This window comes from Lacticaseibacillus brantae DSM 23927 (assembly GCF_001436115.1).
GTDB lineage: Bacteria > Bacillota > Bacilli > Lactobacillales > Lactobacillaceae > Lacticaseibacillus > Lacticaseibacillus brantae.
This window is the reverse complement of record NZ_AYZQ01000003.1, coordinates 237,297-250,860: the sequence shown is the minus strand read 5'-3', so window position 1 is coordinate 250,860 and position 13,564 is coordinate 237,297. Positions and strand designations below refer to the sequence as shown.

The following is a 13,564-nucleotide window of genomic DNA, read 5'->3' as shown; positions in this document are numbered from 1 at the left end:
GACTTTTTTTCGCAGTGGTGGTATTTTTAATTAGCCGGCTAACTATTTTTGATAAAGAGGTGAACTTTTTGGACAATATCACGTTTAATGACCGCCCGGATGTGAATCGGATTGCTGAGACTGCGGCCGCAGCCGCCAATGTGGACCCGGCAACGGCCGCATTATACATTGATCTGCAATGGACCTACTTGGAGATGCAAAAGCAATACGAAGCCGTCCTGGCCGATTATGATCTGTCTGAGTCCCGTTTCCTGATTATGATGTTTCTCACCCACGCTACCGATTGGTCGCTGACCCCGTCAGACATTGCCGATAAACTGGGGTCTACCCGCGCCACGGCCAGCAAACTCATCAAGGCCTTGGAACAAAAAGCCTGGGTGCGCAAACTCACTTCGCCGACAGACAAACGGTCCAGCCAGATTCAGCTGACAGAAGAGGGCAATGCGGCCCTTGAACGCTTTTTACCGCATAATTTCGAGGTCATTAAACGGATGATGCGGCATCTAACAGCAGATGACTTCAAGACGTTCACCGCTTTACTCAATAAACTCAAACTTGGCACCCAACAAACAATTAATGAAATGGAGCATAACTAATGGAAACCGAAAAAATCAATTTTCTTAAAACCTATCTCAGCCTCTACATCGATCACAATACTGTCTTAAAGGAACTGGAAAATCCCAACAGTGATTATGTGGTCTTAGACGTACGCAACGCCCCGGCACAAATCAAAGGCGACCAAATTAAGGGCGCTCGCGCCTTGGCAGCGAAGGATCTCGCCCAGAATCTCGATAGTCTCGACCAATCAAAGACCTATGTGGTTTACGATTGGACTGCCGGCACGACATTAGGCAAAATGGCCTTGATGATTCTCTTGTCGAACGGCTTCAAAGCCTTCGAATTGTCTAGTGCCCTTGAAGGCTGGAAAGGCATGCACCTCCCAACCGAACCTGTTCCTGCCTAATTCACAGTCAAACAAAAAAGGTTGCGCCAAAACGATGTTTTGGCACAACCTTTTTTCGAATAATACAGCTTTATCATGTGCCAAAAGCCAGAGGATTTTGGCACTCTTTCTCTTTTTGGCTAATCTTTGACGTGAATCACAATTTTACCGGTCACATGACGGCCTTGAATTTCTTCATGCGCCTGAATGACATCCGCGGCGGTAAACGCCATCGTCTTCATGGATAACTTGATTTGACCATTGAGAACATAGTTTGCCAATGTCGTTAAATCGGCCGGCGTCCCATTAGTGAACTGGAACATCACGTCTTGTTGGAGATGGTGTTGCTGTTCAGGTGTTGGTTGGGCCGCGACAGTGACTAACTTGCCATCGGCCTTTAATACTTTCAGGCCAGTATCAATATCGCCTACTGTATCAAAAACTGCATCATAATCGTGTAAGACATCAGCCGGTGAGACTTTGTGGTAGTCAATCACCTCATCAATATTGAGTGACTTCAACAGTTCGTGGTGACTTGGGCTTGCAGTCGTGGCCACATATGCCCCCAAGGCTTTCGCAATCTGAACAGCGAACAGCCCGACACCACCAGAGCCACCTTGAATTAAGACTTTTTCACCAGGTTGCACATTTAAGTTCTTCGCAATCGCACAATATGCGGTCAACCCAGCAATCGGTAACGCCGCCGCTTGATCAAATGTGAGACCTGCGGGCATTGGGGCAATCAAATCGGCAGTCACAACCACTGCTTCACTATAAGCACCATTATTGCCAGGCCGCGTCGTTGGCGCCTGACCGAATACACGGTCGCCAACTTGATATTGGGTCACGTTGGCACCGACAGCTTGAACCACCCCGGCAAAGTCATAACCCAAGACAATAGGAAAAGTCCATTCATCAGTAAACGGAGAACCTAATTGTCCCATTCGGCCAGCAATATCCATTGGATTGATACTAAAAGCATGCACGCCAACGAGAATCTCATTATCGTTGGTCGTCATCTCTGGCAGGGGCATTTCTGTTAGCACGTTGGCCGCGCCGAATTCTTTAATCGCGATTGTTTTCATGAGTTTACCTTCTTCTTTTAGAGTGAATATTTTTCCCAGAGTTTCTCGACATTTAAATCTTGTTTGTTGCGGTTGGCCGCGCGTTCATCAAAGGTTTCAACCTTGTATTGCATGAGATCACGGGTACGCTCAATTTCTTTAAGTTTCTGGTTGAGTTTGTCCAACTGGTCTTGTAATAGTTCTTTCTGCGCGGCGTGAACCTCACCTGGGGTCTGCTCAAGATCCGCAAACTCCACCATGGATTCAATCGACAGCCCCGCATTGCGCAAAGCCTTGGCGATGAATAATTGATTGATATCGCCAATTTGATAATCACGATAACCATTTTTATCGCGTGGCACCGGTGGCACCACGCCAATCCGTTCATAGTAGCGAATGGTATCAATCGTCATGTCCAAGGTTTCTGCCACTGTTTTAATGTTCATCGTGTCCTCCTAATCGACAATCCGTAAAATTTGGTCCACCGGCACCCGATCGCTGCGATACTGGTTCAATTTCTTGTCAGGCTGCTCATACCCTAAGGCGACACCCATTGCGACGACCTGATGAGACCGCAGACCGAGTTCTTCGCGGACGATATCAGGATACTTAACCAGTTCATATGACACTAACGATTGCACGCCTCGCCCAGCAGCTGCTAGCATCAGAGTTTCAGAGAAAGCCCCTAAATCGTAAATGGACCAACTATTAGGATCATGGTCCAACAGTAAGTACGCGATTGCCGGGGCACGGTACAAATGCGCCCGGCTATCCCAGTAAGTGGTACTGTCACTTTCAATCACTGGGCGAAACGTGCCGACCCAGTGCCCCATATTTTGGCTGGCGAACGTGGAGAAATCACCGCGGTGCACCTTTTCCAAGTCAGCATTTTCTGCTTGGCCCGCATCACTGGCATCCGCAAACCGTTGTTTAATGTTGGCTAAGCTGTTCCCCGTCGCAATGGCCACTTGCCAAGACTGGGAGTTCCCCCAAGATGGCGTGTGTTGCGCATCACTGACAATCGCGGTCAACGTTTCAATGGGCACAGGGGTATCTTGGAAGGCCCGAGTGGCATGCCGCGTGTGAATCGCATCAATAATTTCCATTTGTTTTGCTCCTTATTCGCTTTTGATTATTAAGAGCATATACCCTTGAGTCCACTCCAGAGCAAGCTTTTTATTAAAAAAGCCGCAACATACTGTCGCAGCGGGATTTGGTTAAATTATTGTTGCGCCATGATGGCAGGCAAGACAACTGTGTCGACGAGGTTCTCGATAAACGTTTGAGTGACAGGTTGTTGATCAACCATCGCTTGATACAGCAGCAAATCAAATGGCAACTGTTTAATATTATCCGTCACCGTATGCCGAATTTCGCCTGCTAACTGTGCCGCGCTGAGCATCCGCTCCATGATGAACAATTGCTGTTGATGTAATTGATTAAAGTATTGGTGCACTATCGGGTTATTCTGGCCAAGCTCAATCAGCAGCGCTCGTAAAAACGGCTGGGAACCATCAAAATGTTTCAGACTGTTGATAAGATTTGCGCGCAGATTCCGACTAGAGAAGTCAATATTGGCAAAAGTTTCCGGCTTTCCCTCATCAAAATGAGCTTGTGCAGCCAACAGCAATTCAAAGACAGAGTCCCAGTGCCGATACAGCACTGCACGACTGGTACCGGCTCGCTGTGCCACGTTGTTAAAAGTCACTCGCTCATAACCTTCTTCGTTAAGAATCATCATCGCAGCGGAAAATATACTAGTATTCAGTTCTTCATTGGTCTTTCGCGGTGCTCGTTCCTGCGCAGTCATTGACTCATCCCCTGATTAATTAGTTAGAGCCAGTTTACCATAATCAAACAGGTTTAACTTATATAGATACAATTTGTATATAAAATCAGGTCAGAGTGTTGACATTCTTTTAAATCAGCGTATAGTCACTTTTGAAATGAGTGTCCACCCATAATGACTAATTAACCGTTTTGTCCTATCACTCAAGCCAAGGTCGCCCAATACGATGTCTTCGAACACTGCAGTCGCGATTAAGGCTTACTCAGTTTTAATTCTGGAGGTCTTTATATGGCTGACTTTAACAGTTTGCTCGAAATCAATGCTTTCTCGTCTGATCCTGAAGCCCGGCGCTTAGCAGCAGAGGCGCTGCAACGTAACTTCAACTTTGAACTCACCTGTCTACATCTTGATCCCAGTGTGCAGTTTGCACATAACGGCAAGGGTTGTACCATTGCTGCATCTAAAATTAGCGCTGGTGCAGTAATTTTTCAGAATGTCACAATTGGTGCTAACCAAACCTATAACCATGCGACCGCCCAATGGGAGAACCTCGGTAATCCAGTCATCGGTAAAAACGTCATCATTGCTGATGGCGCTAAAATAGTCGGTCCTATTATTATTGGCGACAACAGTGTCATTGGAACTGGTGCAATTATCACTAAAGATGTTCCAGCCAACAGTATTGCTTATGGCGTTAATCGCTTCAAACCTCGTGACCCTAACTATTCGCCTGTCTTCTATAAAGACATGCCGCACGCCCCTGAAATTGTTGCTGCCTGCGAGGACGTCGTCAGCCGTTATGCCAAACTTACTGACTCAACCCACTAGAAACTCTTTATCTAAAGGCGCCAACTATTAGTCCCCGCAATTTTGTGGGGACTTTTTTTATTCTAAATTCTTTTGACACCTTATTGTTACTCGCTTATTCTATCGTTTTTGGCACCTATCGTTTAATTCACCGGCGCCGGCGCCTCCATTAAAAAACCAGCCATCAAATGATGGCTGGTTTTTTAATTATCACTTATTGCGTCACAAACGGATTGGCCAAATGATGTGCGGACTTCTCAGCGGTCACAAACTCAATCTCGCTTTCAATCAAGCCTCGTGCTGCAGGATCTGTGTAGCGATTCAGCTTTTCATCAATTTCCTGCAAGCTTTCTTCGAGTCGCGCCTGCTTGGCCACGACGGCATCCCGATGGGCATTAAGTAACGCCCGGCGTTCTGGAATTGTGTCAGCACCTTGCATGCACAGACTGATGTAGGTTTTAATGGTTTTAATCGGCATGCCTGTATCCTTCAGGCAACAAATCGTATGAATAAAATTCAAATCAGACGGTGTAAACGTGCGATAGCCGACATCATTTTTGTCAACAAAGGGCAGCAAACCCTGCTTGTCGTAGTAATGTAAGGTCGAAACACTGAGGTCAAACATCTCGGCCACTTCTTTGATGGTGTAAGTTGTTTTCAAAATGAAACTCCTTTTTCGCTTGCTATAAACCAAGGTTCAGGGTTTATGCTTCACTATAGCCATTTAAATCAGATAACGCAACTGGAGGAATTAATATGTCTCAAAAAGTACTCGTCACCGGCGGTAGCGGTTTTGTCGCCATGCACCTCATCTTACAATTACTTGACCAAGGCTTTGATGTGAAAGCGACCTTGCGCAGCCTCGATAAGCAACAAACTGTCATCAATACCCTGAAAGCTAATGGTGCCCACCACTTGGACCAATTATCGTTTGCCGAAGCAGATCTCTCTAGCGATACCAACTGGCAAGCTGTCATGGCTGATCGTGACGATGTCTTCAGTGTTGCTTCACCCGTCTTTTTTGACCAACCCAAGAACGAGGACGACACGATTAAACCGGCTTTAGAAGGGGTCCAACGGATTCTCACCGCAGCCCAAGCAGCGGGGGTGAAACGGGTCGTCATGACATCAAACTTTGGCGCCGTCGGGTTCAGTCAGAAGCCAGGTCAGCCCACAACTGAACGGGATTGGACCAACCCTGATGAACCAGGGCTATCGCTCTATGAAAAATCTAAGCTGTTAGCAGAACAAGCGGCGTGGGCCTTCATCAATCGTCCTGAGACCACGCTTGAATTTGCCACCGTGAATCCCGTGGCGATCTTTGGCCCCGCACTCAGTAATCACGTGTCAGGTAGTTTTGACCTATTACTGAACTTGCTGAGCGGCAAAATGCAACGCATCCCACACCTGCCACTCAATGTAGTTGATGTCCGCGATGTCGCGGCCTTGCATATTTTAGCCATGACCACACCGGCCGCCAATGGTCAGCGCTTCATTGCCAGTGCCCCAGGCCAAATCTCGATGCGTCAAATCGCCGCCCTCATCAAAGCTAAGCGGCCGGCATTGGCTGAAAAAGTCTCCACCAAGGCACTGCCTGATTGGCTGGTCAATCTTGCCGCCCCCTTCAACGCTGAAGCCAAAGGCGCCAAACTCATGCGCGGTATGAACCGCGACGTCAGCACGGCCCAGGCCGAAAATCTCCTCGGCTGGCATTCTCAATATGACAATGAGCAGATCATTCTTAATTCCGTTGATAGTTTAGCTGAACACCACATCATCTAAAAAAGCGTTCATCGAAAAATTCGATGAACGCTTTTTTATAGTGCTTTGCGCATCAATAAATCGCGTTGCGGGTCATTCCCAACTGGGAAAACATGTTCACTGAATTGGCTAAAGCCTAGCTTAGCGTAGAATTTCTGGGCCGGAAGATTGTGTTCCCACACCCCCAGCCAAATCGCCTGCTTGCCAGCAGCTTTGGCCTGTTGCACCGCGAACTCAAACAAGCTTTTACCGAGTCCTTGGCGTTTAAACTCCGGCAAAATATAGATGCGTTCAATCTCTAACGTGTCGTCCCCCATTGGCTCTGATTGGGCCGCCCCAACATTTAACTTCAGATAACCAGCTAGCTTCCGATCCTGATAAATAAAATAGAAAGACGAGCCTGCAGTATGGAGTTCTTGAGTCAGTTGTTCTTGGCTATAGGCTTCATCCAGAAACTTGGCTAAATCCGCAGCTGGCGTCCCCGCGCCGAACGCTTCACTAAAGGTCTGGCGACTGATTGTCTGTAGTCTAGGTACATCTTGGTCTGTTAATGGTTTAATTTCTGTGGTCATCTGATTGTCCCTTCCAATCCGCTTTTGCTAGCGAGTCATTTGAGTTTGATGCTTCATTACTAATTGTATAAAGGTGCTGGGCATCGATGCAACATGCAAATCTATCTCTTGACATCTCGTCTACCATGATTGAGAATTAGTTAAAATTGAATGAGTAATTTCTCATTAAGAGCTTTTGGATGGAGGTTTTGGGTATGTTTCTCAAGAAAGTCAGCTCGTTCACCAAGTTCTACATACGCCAGGCAATGGCGAATCGCATTACACTCGTCTTCACCCTCTTGTTTCCCGTTCTTTGGACATTGTATCAAGGATTATCCGCGCATCGAGCCACTCAAATGAGTGCCACGCATTTGATTACAGCAACTATCCCTTTTACCGCATACATCATTGTTTCTACTGCCTTGGAAGGCGTTGCCCTAGCCACAATGGCCACACGTGATAGTGGGTTTCTCAAGTCGTTTTATTTCGTCAGTGGCAGCCGCTGGCCGATGCTCTATGCCAATATGCTTGTCCAAACTGGTTTAGTGGTGCTGGAAAATCTGGTGTATTCAGCGTTTTCTATGTTTCTCTACCATGCCTTTTCGTTGCAGCTATTGTTGCTAGTGGTCTTATTAACTATCGTGACTTTCCCACTCGTTTCTCTTTTTCTCACCTGTATCCTGCTACTGCCGGTCCGGGCCAACAGTCTTAGCGCCTTAGGGACATCACTGCTCATCATCTTGCTCATGCTGTTCGATGTCCGCACATCTAACGCTTTACTCACTGGGCTAGCTCAACTCAGCCCTTATCAATTCATCGCTAACACCTTACGGCTATTTCTCGGCGATCTCACACTTGGGACCCTCGGCGTTGAAGCCGTGGTGATTGCGATTTATTGTGTTGTTGGCTTCATCAGTTATCAACAGCTTAATCTGCAGAATCGAGGCCGCGCATGAGCCAATTGACAATTGAACATCTCAACTTTAGTCATCCGAAGCACCCGGTTTTCGATGATGTCAGCATCAGCTTTGAGAATCCCGGACTCAGCGTCATCCTCGGGAAAAATGGGATTGGTAAGTCCACCTTGTTAGACCTCATCAGCCACTTGGAAAAACCAACCAGTGGCGATTTCGCTGGCTTTCCACCAGCCAAGGATATGATGTATGTTTTCCAGTCAATCGCCTACAGTCCTGACACAACTGGTGCCCAGTTAATGGCTATGTATCAACAAATGAATCATCCAAATCCTGACTTCACCACAGATGATGACTTCTACAAGACAGTGATTACGCCTTTATTAGACCGCCAGCTTGATGTACTCTCAGGTGGTGAATTGACGGTTATGTTTGTTTACGCCTCGGCTGCTATCGACAAGGCACTGTATCTTTTTGATGAGCCACTGTCAGGCGTGGATCCCCAGAATCAAACCCACATCGTCAGCATTCTCGATCGGCTCGGCCAGCACAAGCCTGTCATCGTCACCTCGCACATCGTTGTGCCATTTCAAGAGACATCTGCTAATTTTAAGTTCCTAACACCAGCAGGCCCAGCAGTATCTCACACCTATGCGGAATTGACGCATGGTGGCGATACTGCCACTGACTTGGATATTTTTCTTGGCTTAAGTGAAGAGCAAGCCTAAATAATGCCAAAAAAAGCGTCATCCACTATGGATGACGCTTTTTCGATGGGGCTATTTATGGTACGGACTACCGGCATTAATCATGAATGCGCGATAAATCTGTTCAATTAGAACCAGACGCATCAATTGGTGCGGCAAGGTCAACTTGCCAAAACTCAGCGTGTTATTGGCGCGCTGCATCACTTCTGGGCTGAGCCCGAGCGAGCCACCGATCACAAAGGTGATATCCGAATGGCCATAGGTCGCTAGGTCCGCAATTTCTTTAGCGAACGCTTCTGAACTGCGCTGTTTGCCTTCAATCGCTAAGGCAATCACCCATTCTTTGTCTTTGATTTTGCCTAAAATGCGCTCGCCTTCTGCTTGTTTCACTTGGATCATTTCAGCTTCAGACAAGGATTCTGGTGCCTTTTCATCGGGCACTTCAACAATTGAGATATTGGCAAACTTGCCGAGGCGCTTCTTATATTCTGCGATGCCAGCGGTAAAGTATTTCTCCTTCAACTTGCCGACACCAATAATTTTGATATTCATGGTCAACCCTCCAAATCAATTATATCATTTACATTTGTCCACCCCCGGCTGCCGCGTATGCTTGAAATGGAGGCGATAGCATGATGGTGAACAATAAGTGGTTGGCTTGGGGCATGTTGGTCTTGAATCTTATCTTAATTTGGTTCGTGGCCACGATGCAAAACATGATTGCCATGTGGCTGATGGCAGCCATTATGACCCTCGATGCGGTCATGAATCTCTTCGCGCTTTACAAGCACCAATAAAAATAGTCGACCAAATCTTGAAAGCAGCTGTTTTCAAAATTCGGTCGACTATTTTTTTAATCGTTGGCTGGTAGCCATTGATTCAGAAGCTCGATGAATTCATCATGTTGGTCGAGTAACGCTAAGTGGCGACTGTTGGCAAACAAGTGCCACTGCGCACCAGGAATATGATCAACCACAGACTTGGCCACCACAGGGGTCGCTAAGTCGTCGGAGCCACTGGTCACCATGACCGGCACGTGAATCTTGTGCAGCTGGTTGGTGACATCGAAGTCACCCAGCGTGCCATTTTCCGTGAATTCATTCGGGCCTTCAGCAATCAGGCTGGCGCGCTGGCCGTTGGTTGGCCGGCGCATCGGTTCTGGCAAATCTTCTGGTAACGTTGACCAAGCATAGCGAGTCATATAGCGTTCATTGGCGGCTAAGTATTGGGCACCACTAAAATCATTCAAGCGTTCTGCTCGCGCAATTGCGGCTTGGTCTTCAGGGCTGAGATACGACAACAAGCGCCGTTGCTCTTGAATCCACAACTTAATGGACGCCGGTGAGCTATTAATCATCGCGCTCTTAACACCTTGCGGATCAAACTCAGTCAGATAATACATCAGCAACATCCCGCCCCATGATTGGCCAGACAGGTGGACTTGATCCAAGTGGAGATATTCGCGCAACGCAATCAGTTCCGCGACCCAATTTTCTTTGACGTACCATGATTCTTCTTCCGGCAGGGAGGATTTCCCACAACCAATCTGATCATACATAATCAGCTGGCGCCCAGTCTCAGCATAATCATCAAGCAATTCGAAATAATTGTGCGAGGAACCTGGGCCGCCATGAATCAATAGTAATGGCGCTTTGTCGGGATTGGGTTCGCCGACGATTCGATAATAGGTCTGGTAACCCCGAAATGGCATGTAACCTTCAACAGTTTTCACGTGAAACATTCCTCCTTAAGTCAATCACCGCAAGGGATTGCGGCATTAAGCATTCTGATATGGCACATGGGCAGCGTCAGGCACTTCACCCCAAGCCACGGGATAACCGGCCCCATGCGCACAAAAAACTGAGTCGGGCGTATTGGCGACATCGCCCACAGGATTGTACGCCACCTTGGCAATTACAGTCTCCGCATCATGGGCGGGCCGATAACCGGCCACCACGGTCTCTAATGACCCCTGTCCGTGGGTATAGGCTTGGACTTCGCGGACATACGTTTGCATTTCACTGATGGGCGCAAACCCATTCAGTTGGACCTGGTCACCGTGGCGTTCTGGACTATCGAATGTCCCACTCATCCGCTGAATATCCGTCATGGCGCGGCCAATCTGGTCTTCATTGACCACCAGCGTAAACTGATACCACGGTTCTAGCAATTGGGCGGTGCCCTTGAGTTTGGCCATCATCAAGCCTTGGCGCAAGGCACGCCAGGTGGCTTCCCGAAAATCGCCACCCACCGAATGAACGTTGCTGGCACGGCCATTGATCAGGGTCACCCGCATGTCTGTCAGTGGTGCGCCGACCAGCACACCCCGTTGCGTTTTCGCGCCTAAAGCGGTCAAAACTTGATGTTGCCAATTTTTGCCAAGGGTATCGATATCAAGGTCACTGTCAAACGTGAGGCCAGTGCCAGGCGCCGTTGGGGTCAGCAGCAGATGCACTTCAGCGTAATGTCGCAACGGTTCAAAATGGCCCACGCCTTCCACTGGCGCGGTGATCGTCTCCTGATACAGGATACTGCCGGCGTCAAAATCAAGTGCCAGATTAAATCGGTCCTGCAAAATTTGGCGAAGCACTTCTAATTGAATCTCACCCATCACTTGCAACCGCAGTTCTTGCAGTGGCTCTGACCAAGACACATGCAACTGCGGATCTTCATCCTCCAGTTCCCGCAAAGCGGCCAAGGCCACATGGACATCCTGATGCGTTAAGTCGACCGCGTAATTCAAAACGGGTCGCAACATTGGTGGCTGTTCATCAGCCAAGGTACCCAGGCCTTGGCCAGGATACGTCCCGGTGAGCCCTGGAACGACCACGACGGTGCCCGAGCCGACTTGTGGCACTGTTTGATATTTCAAGCCATTATATTGACGCAGTTGGTTGGCTTTTTGGTCCGGCAGCAATTGGTCTTTGTTCGCCAATTGACCACCTGTCAATCGCAACCAAGTCAGCCGCTCACCCTTGTCATGCGAGATTTTAAACACCCGCGCGCCAAAATCTGATTGAGCTGTCTGTTCGAGCGTCCAGCGGTCTAAGCCCGCCAGTAAGTCATCAATGCTTTCCAGTTTGAGGCCTGAGCCAAAATACACTGGGAATACTTTGCGGGCTCGGATTAATTGTTGAATCGTCAGCTCGGACAAGTCACCATCTGCTAAGTAAGCATCCAAAACGTCCTCGTCTTGTAAGGCGATTGCTTCAGCGGTGGCGGCTGGCAAATCATCCAGCCAATCAAAGGCGATAGTCCCACTGGTTAGGGTTGCCAGTTGCTCCAAAACTTGATTGCGGTCAGCGCCCATGGCATCCATTTTATTGACGAAGATAAACGTGGGGACATGATAATTCTCAAGTAAGCGCCACAAGGTTTGGGTGTAACCCTGCACGCCATCTGCCGCCGACACAACCAAAATCGCGTAATCCAGCACACTGAGAATTTGTTCCGTTTGCGCTGCAAAATCGACGTGCCCCGGCGTATCCAATAAAGTCAGTTGCAGATCTTGATACGTGAGATTGGCTTGATGGGAAAAGATTGTAATCCCGCGCGCTTTCTCTAAGGCGTCGGTATCCAAAAACGCATCCCCATTATCGACACGTCCCAACCTCTTGACTGCGCCGCTTTCATAGAGCAACGCTTCTGACAATGTGGTTTTGCCGGCGTCTACATGAGCAACAATACCTGTCACAATCTGCTTCATCCTTGCGCCCCTTTCGTCAATATTCTGTTGCTAACTTACCACAAACGCAGATGACACGCGAACGCCACAAAAAAGCCCCTGAGCAATCATCGTTGCTCAGGGGCTTCGTCATTAGTTCATAATGCTACCGTCTTCGTTATACAAGGTATAACTCGGATTGTTGCCAGCCTTCCAGTCAAAATTAACATTTAACTTATTCTGGCGGGTATTTTCGTTGCTCAAGGTTTCTGCTGGCAGATCCAATTGCTTGCGAATCTTGTTAGAAATGCGCTGCAATTCAGAAGTGGAAGGAATTTCGTAAGCCCCGTCACCAATATAAGCACCGACGCCCTTTAACTGGTCATGAGTGATGTTGCTGGCAGCCTTACGATAATGCTGGGCAATCGCGACTAAGTCATCAAAAGTCAGATTCATCCGTAAGCTACTACTCATTGAGTCTAGAACCTTCTCGTAATTAGCTAGAGAATCAACATCGAGTGCGGACTTAACAATAGAAGCAATCACTTCTTGTTGCCGTTTCTGGCGGCCATAATCACCTTCTGGATCTTCATAACGCATTCGGGCGTAAGCCAGGGCCCGTTGGCCATTCAAATGAGCTGGGCCTTTCTTGAAGGTTTGGTTGCCCGTGTTCGCGTCAGTCCAAGAAAATGGCACATTCACATCAACGCCACCAACGGCGTCAACAATCTTGGCTAAGCCGGCCATGTTGATAGTCACATAATATTGAATTGGAATGTTCAACAACTTCTCAACGGTCTTTACTGCAGCAGTGGAATCGCCGAGGTTATAAGCCGCGTTAATCTTTTGGATGTCATCTGATTCTTTCGTGCCCTGAATCTGGGTCATCGTGTCCCGAGGAATACTGGTCATCGTCGTTTTATTGGTCTTTGGATTGATGGTCACGACAATCATCGTATCGGAATTACCCTTCTCCGTGCGGCCGAACTCACCGGTATCTGTCCCCAGGAGCAAAATACTCAATGGTTTGTCGCCGGTGATGGCTGAATTGACACTTTGGTTATCAATTTTTTGATAAGTCTTATCTACGGCATTCCTGACCGAGGTGTAGACTTTAACGCCATAAGCGCCAGCCACGAAGACAACAGCTAGCAGTGTCAAAAGGATAATTTTAACGATTAAATGCGGTTTCTTTTTCGGTGTTGAACGCGGTCTCAATAGTGATGGATCCATATATTTCCCTTCAATCCATTTTCTAATTTTCTGTTCAGTTATACAACATAGTTTACCAGATAACTCTGTCTTAAATGTCTAAAAAAATCGTAATTTCTGTGAATTGTGATAACATGAAAGAATAATGAGAA

17 protein-coding genes are annotated in these 13,564 nt (G+C 47.8%); 7 read left to right on the top strand and 10 right to left on the bottom strand.

Annotated elements, in window-relative coordinates:
- Positions 1-68 precede the first annotated feature (68 nt).
- Positions 69-596: a MarR family winged helix-turn-helix transcriptional regulator gene (locus FC34_RS07285; protein WP_057894758.1), complete on the top strand. Its 528-nt coding sequence runs from the start codon at positions 69-71 to the stop codon at positions 594-596.
- Positions 596-964: a rhodanese-like domain-containing protein gene (locus FC34_RS07280; protein ID WP_057894757.1), complete on the top strand. Its 369-nt coding sequence runs from the start codon at positions 596-598 to the stop codon at positions 962-964. Before FC34_RS07285 ends, FC34_RS07280 begins: the two co-directional genes overlap by 1 nt.
- Positions 965-1,083: 119 nt before the next feature.
- Here FC34_RS07280 and FC34_RS07275 read toward each other — a convergent pair whose 3' ends face one another.
- From FC34_RS07275 to FC34_RS07260, 4 genes are all read right to left on the bottom strand, one after another.
- A complete protein-coding gene (locus FC34_RS07275) occupies positions 1,084-2,028 on the bottom strand; it encodes an NADP-dependent oxidoreductase (protein WP_057894756.1) in 945 nt (314 codons plus the stop codon).
- A 17-nt stretch (positions 2,029-2,045) separates the two neighbouring features.
- Positions 2,046-2,453 (bottom strand): MerR family transcriptional regulator, encoded by a 408-nt coding sequence (locus FC34_RS07270; protein WP_057894755.1) that lies wholly within the window; start codon positions 2,451-2,453, stop codon positions 2,046-2,048.
- A 9-nt stretch (positions 2,454-2,462) separates the two neighbouring features.
- On the bottom strand, positions 2,463-3,113 hold the full coding sequence (locus FC34_RS07265) for a nitroreductase (protein WP_057894754.1): 651 nt from the start codon (positions 3,111-3,113) through the stop codon (positions 2,463-2,465).
- Between the two features lie 116 nt (positions 3,114-3,229).
- Positions 3,230-3,817, bottom strand: a complete 588-nt coding sequence (locus FC34_RS07260) for a TetR/AcrR family transcriptional regulator (protein WP_057894753.1) — start codon at positions 3,815-3,817, stop codon at positions 3,230-3,232.
- 267 nt (positions 3,818-4,084) lie between these two features.
- Between FC34_RS07260 and FC34_RS07255 the strand changes: the two genes are divergently transcribed.
- Positions 4,085-4,624, top strand: coding sequence for an LbetaH domain-containing protein (locus tag FC34_RS07255; protein WP_057894752.1), 540 nt, complete (start codon positions 4,085-4,087; stop codon positions 4,622-4,624).
- 193 nt (positions 4,625-4,817) lie between these two features.
- Here FC34_RS07255 and FC34_RS07250 read toward each other — a convergent pair whose 3' ends face one another.
- The gene (locus tag FC34_RS07250; protein ID WP_157052271.1) at positions 4,818-5,264 is read right to left on the bottom strand and encodes a MerR family transcriptional regulator; all 447 of its coding nucleotides are present in this window, start codon (positions 5,262-5,264) and stop codon (positions 4,818-4,820) included.
- A gap of 95 nt (positions 5,265-5,359) precedes the next feature.
- Here FC34_RS07250 and FC34_RS07245 point away from each other — a divergent pair, with 95 nt between their 5' ends.
- Entirely contained in the window at positions 5,360-6,385 is a 1,026-nt protein-coding gene (locus tag FC34_RS07245) for an NAD-dependent epimerase/dehydratase family protein (RefSeq protein ID WP_057894751.1), read from the top strand.
- Between the two features lie 35 nt (positions 6,386-6,420).
- On the opposite strand, the gene FC34_RS07240 is transcribed toward FC34_RS07245, so the two are convergent.
- Entirely contained in the window at positions 6,421-6,936 is a 516-nt protein-coding gene (locus FC34_RS07240) for a GNAT family N-acetyltransferase (protein WP_057894750.1), read from the bottom strand.
- A gap of 194 nt (positions 6,937-7,130) precedes the next feature.
- Here FC34_RS07240 and FC34_RS07235 point away from each other — a divergent pair, with 194 nt between their 5' ends.
- Positions 7,131-7,871 carry a hypothetical protein gene (locus tag FC34_RS07235; RefSeq protein WP_057894749.1) on the top strand — a complete coding sequence of 247 codons (741 nt, stop codon included), beginning with the start codon at positions 7,131-7,133 and terminating at the stop codon, positions 7,869-7,871.
- Positions 7,868-8,557, top strand: a complete 690-nt coding sequence (locus FC34_RS07230; protein ID WP_057894748.1) for an ATP-binding cassette domain-containing protein — start codon at positions 7,868-7,870, stop codon at positions 8,555-8,557. The genes FC34_RS07235 and FC34_RS07230 overlap by 4 nt, the downstream gene beginning before the upstream one ends.
- 51 nt (positions 8,558-8,608) lie before the next feature.
- On the opposite strand, the gene rlmH is transcribed toward FC34_RS07230, so the two are convergent.
- On the bottom strand, positions 8,609-9,088 hold the full coding sequence (gene rlmH / locus FC34_RS07225) for a 23S rRNA (pseudouridine(1915)-N(3))-methyltransferase RlmH (protein WP_057894747.1): 480 nt from the start codon (positions 9,086-9,088) through the stop codon (positions 8,609-8,611).
- Positions 9,089-9,168: 80 nt separating this feature from the next.
- Between rlmH and FC34_RS09775 the strand changes: the two genes are divergently transcribed.
- Positions 9,169-9,333: a hypothetical protein gene (locus FC34_RS09775; protein WP_169790026.1), complete on the top strand. Its 165-nt coding sequence runs from the start codon at positions 9,169-9,171 to the stop codon at positions 9,331-9,333.
- 56 nt (positions 9,334-9,389) lie between these two features.
- On the opposite strand, the gene pepI is transcribed toward FC34_RS09775, so the two are convergent.
- The 3 genes from pepI to FC34_RS07210 all read right to left on the bottom strand — a co-directional run bounded on the left by pepI (position 9,390) and on the right by FC34_RS07210 (position 13,433).
- Positions 9,390-10,268 carry a proline iminopeptidase gene (gene pepI / locus FC34_RS07220; RefSeq protein WP_057894746.1) on the bottom strand — a complete coding sequence of 293 codons (879 nt, stop codon included), beginning with the start codon at positions 10,266-10,268 and terminating at the stop codon, positions 9,390-9,392.
- A gap of 45 nt (positions 10,269-10,313) precedes the next feature.
- Positions 10,314-12,242, bottom strand: coding sequence for a GTP-binding protein (locus FC34_RS07215; protein ID WP_057894745.1), 1,929 nt, complete (start codon positions 12,240-12,242; stop codon positions 10,314-10,316).
- 111 nt (positions 12,243-12,353) lie between these two features.
- Positions 12,354-13,433, bottom strand: coding sequence for an LCP family protein (locus FC34_RS07210; RefSeq protein ID WP_057894744.1), 1,080 nt, complete (start codon positions 13,431-13,433; stop codon positions 12,354-12,356).
- Positions 13,434-13,564: the final 131 nt, after the last annotated feature.

Coding starts and splice junctions, on each gene's coding strand:
- FC34_RS07280 (WP_057894757.1), top strand. CDS start 596: ATGGAAACCGAAAAAATCAATTTTCTTAAAACCTATCTCAGCCTCTAC.
- FC34_RS07275 (WP_057894756.1), bottom strand. CDS start 2,028: ATGAAAACAATCGCGATTAAAGAATTCGGCGCGGCCAACGTGCTAACA.
- FC34_RS07270 (WP_057894755.1), bottom strand. CDS start 2,453: ATGAACATTAAAACAGTGGCAGAAACCTTGGACATGACGATTGATACC.
- FC34_RS07265 (WP_057894754.1), bottom strand. CDS start 3,113: ATGGAAATTATTGATGCGATTCACACGCGGCATGCCACTCGGGCCTTC.
- FC34_RS07260 (WP_057894753.1), bottom strand. CDS start 3,817: ATGACTGCGCAGGAACGAGCACCGCGAAAGACCAATGAAGAACTGAAT.
- FC34_RS07255 (WP_057894752.1), top strand. CDS start 4,085: ATGGCTGACTTTAACAGTTTGCTCGAAATCAATGCTTTCTCGTCTGAT.
- FC34_RS07245 (WP_057894751.1), top strand. CDS start 5,360: ATGTCTCAAAAAGTACTCGTCACCGGCGGTAGCGGTTTTGTCGCCATG.
- FC34_RS07240 (WP_057894750.1), bottom strand. CDS start 6,936: ATGACCACAGAAATTAAACCATTAACAGACCAAGATGTACCTAGACTA.
- FC34_RS07235 (WP_057894749.1), top strand. CDS start 7,131: ATGTTTCTCAAGAAAGTCAGCTCGTTCACCAAGTTCTACATACGCCAG.
- FC34_RS07230 (WP_057894748.1), top strand. CDS start 7,868: ATGAGCCAATTGACAATTGAACATCTCAACTTTAGTCATCCGAAGCAC.
- rlmH (WP_057894747.1), bottom strand. CDS start 9,088: ATGAATATCAAAATTATTGGTGTCGGCAAGTTGAAGGAGAAATACTTT.
- FC34_RS09775 (WP_169790026.1), top strand. CDS start 9,169: ATGATGGTGAACAATAAGTGGTTGGCTTGGGGCATGTTGGTCTTGAAT.
- FC34_RS07215 (WP_057894745.1), bottom strand. CDS start 12,242: ATGAAGCAGATTGTGACAGGTATTGTTGCTCATGTAGACGCCGGCAAA.
- FC34_RS07210 (WP_057894744.1), bottom strand. CDS start 13,433: ATGGATCCATCACTATTGAGACCGCGTTCAACACCGAAAAAGAAACCG.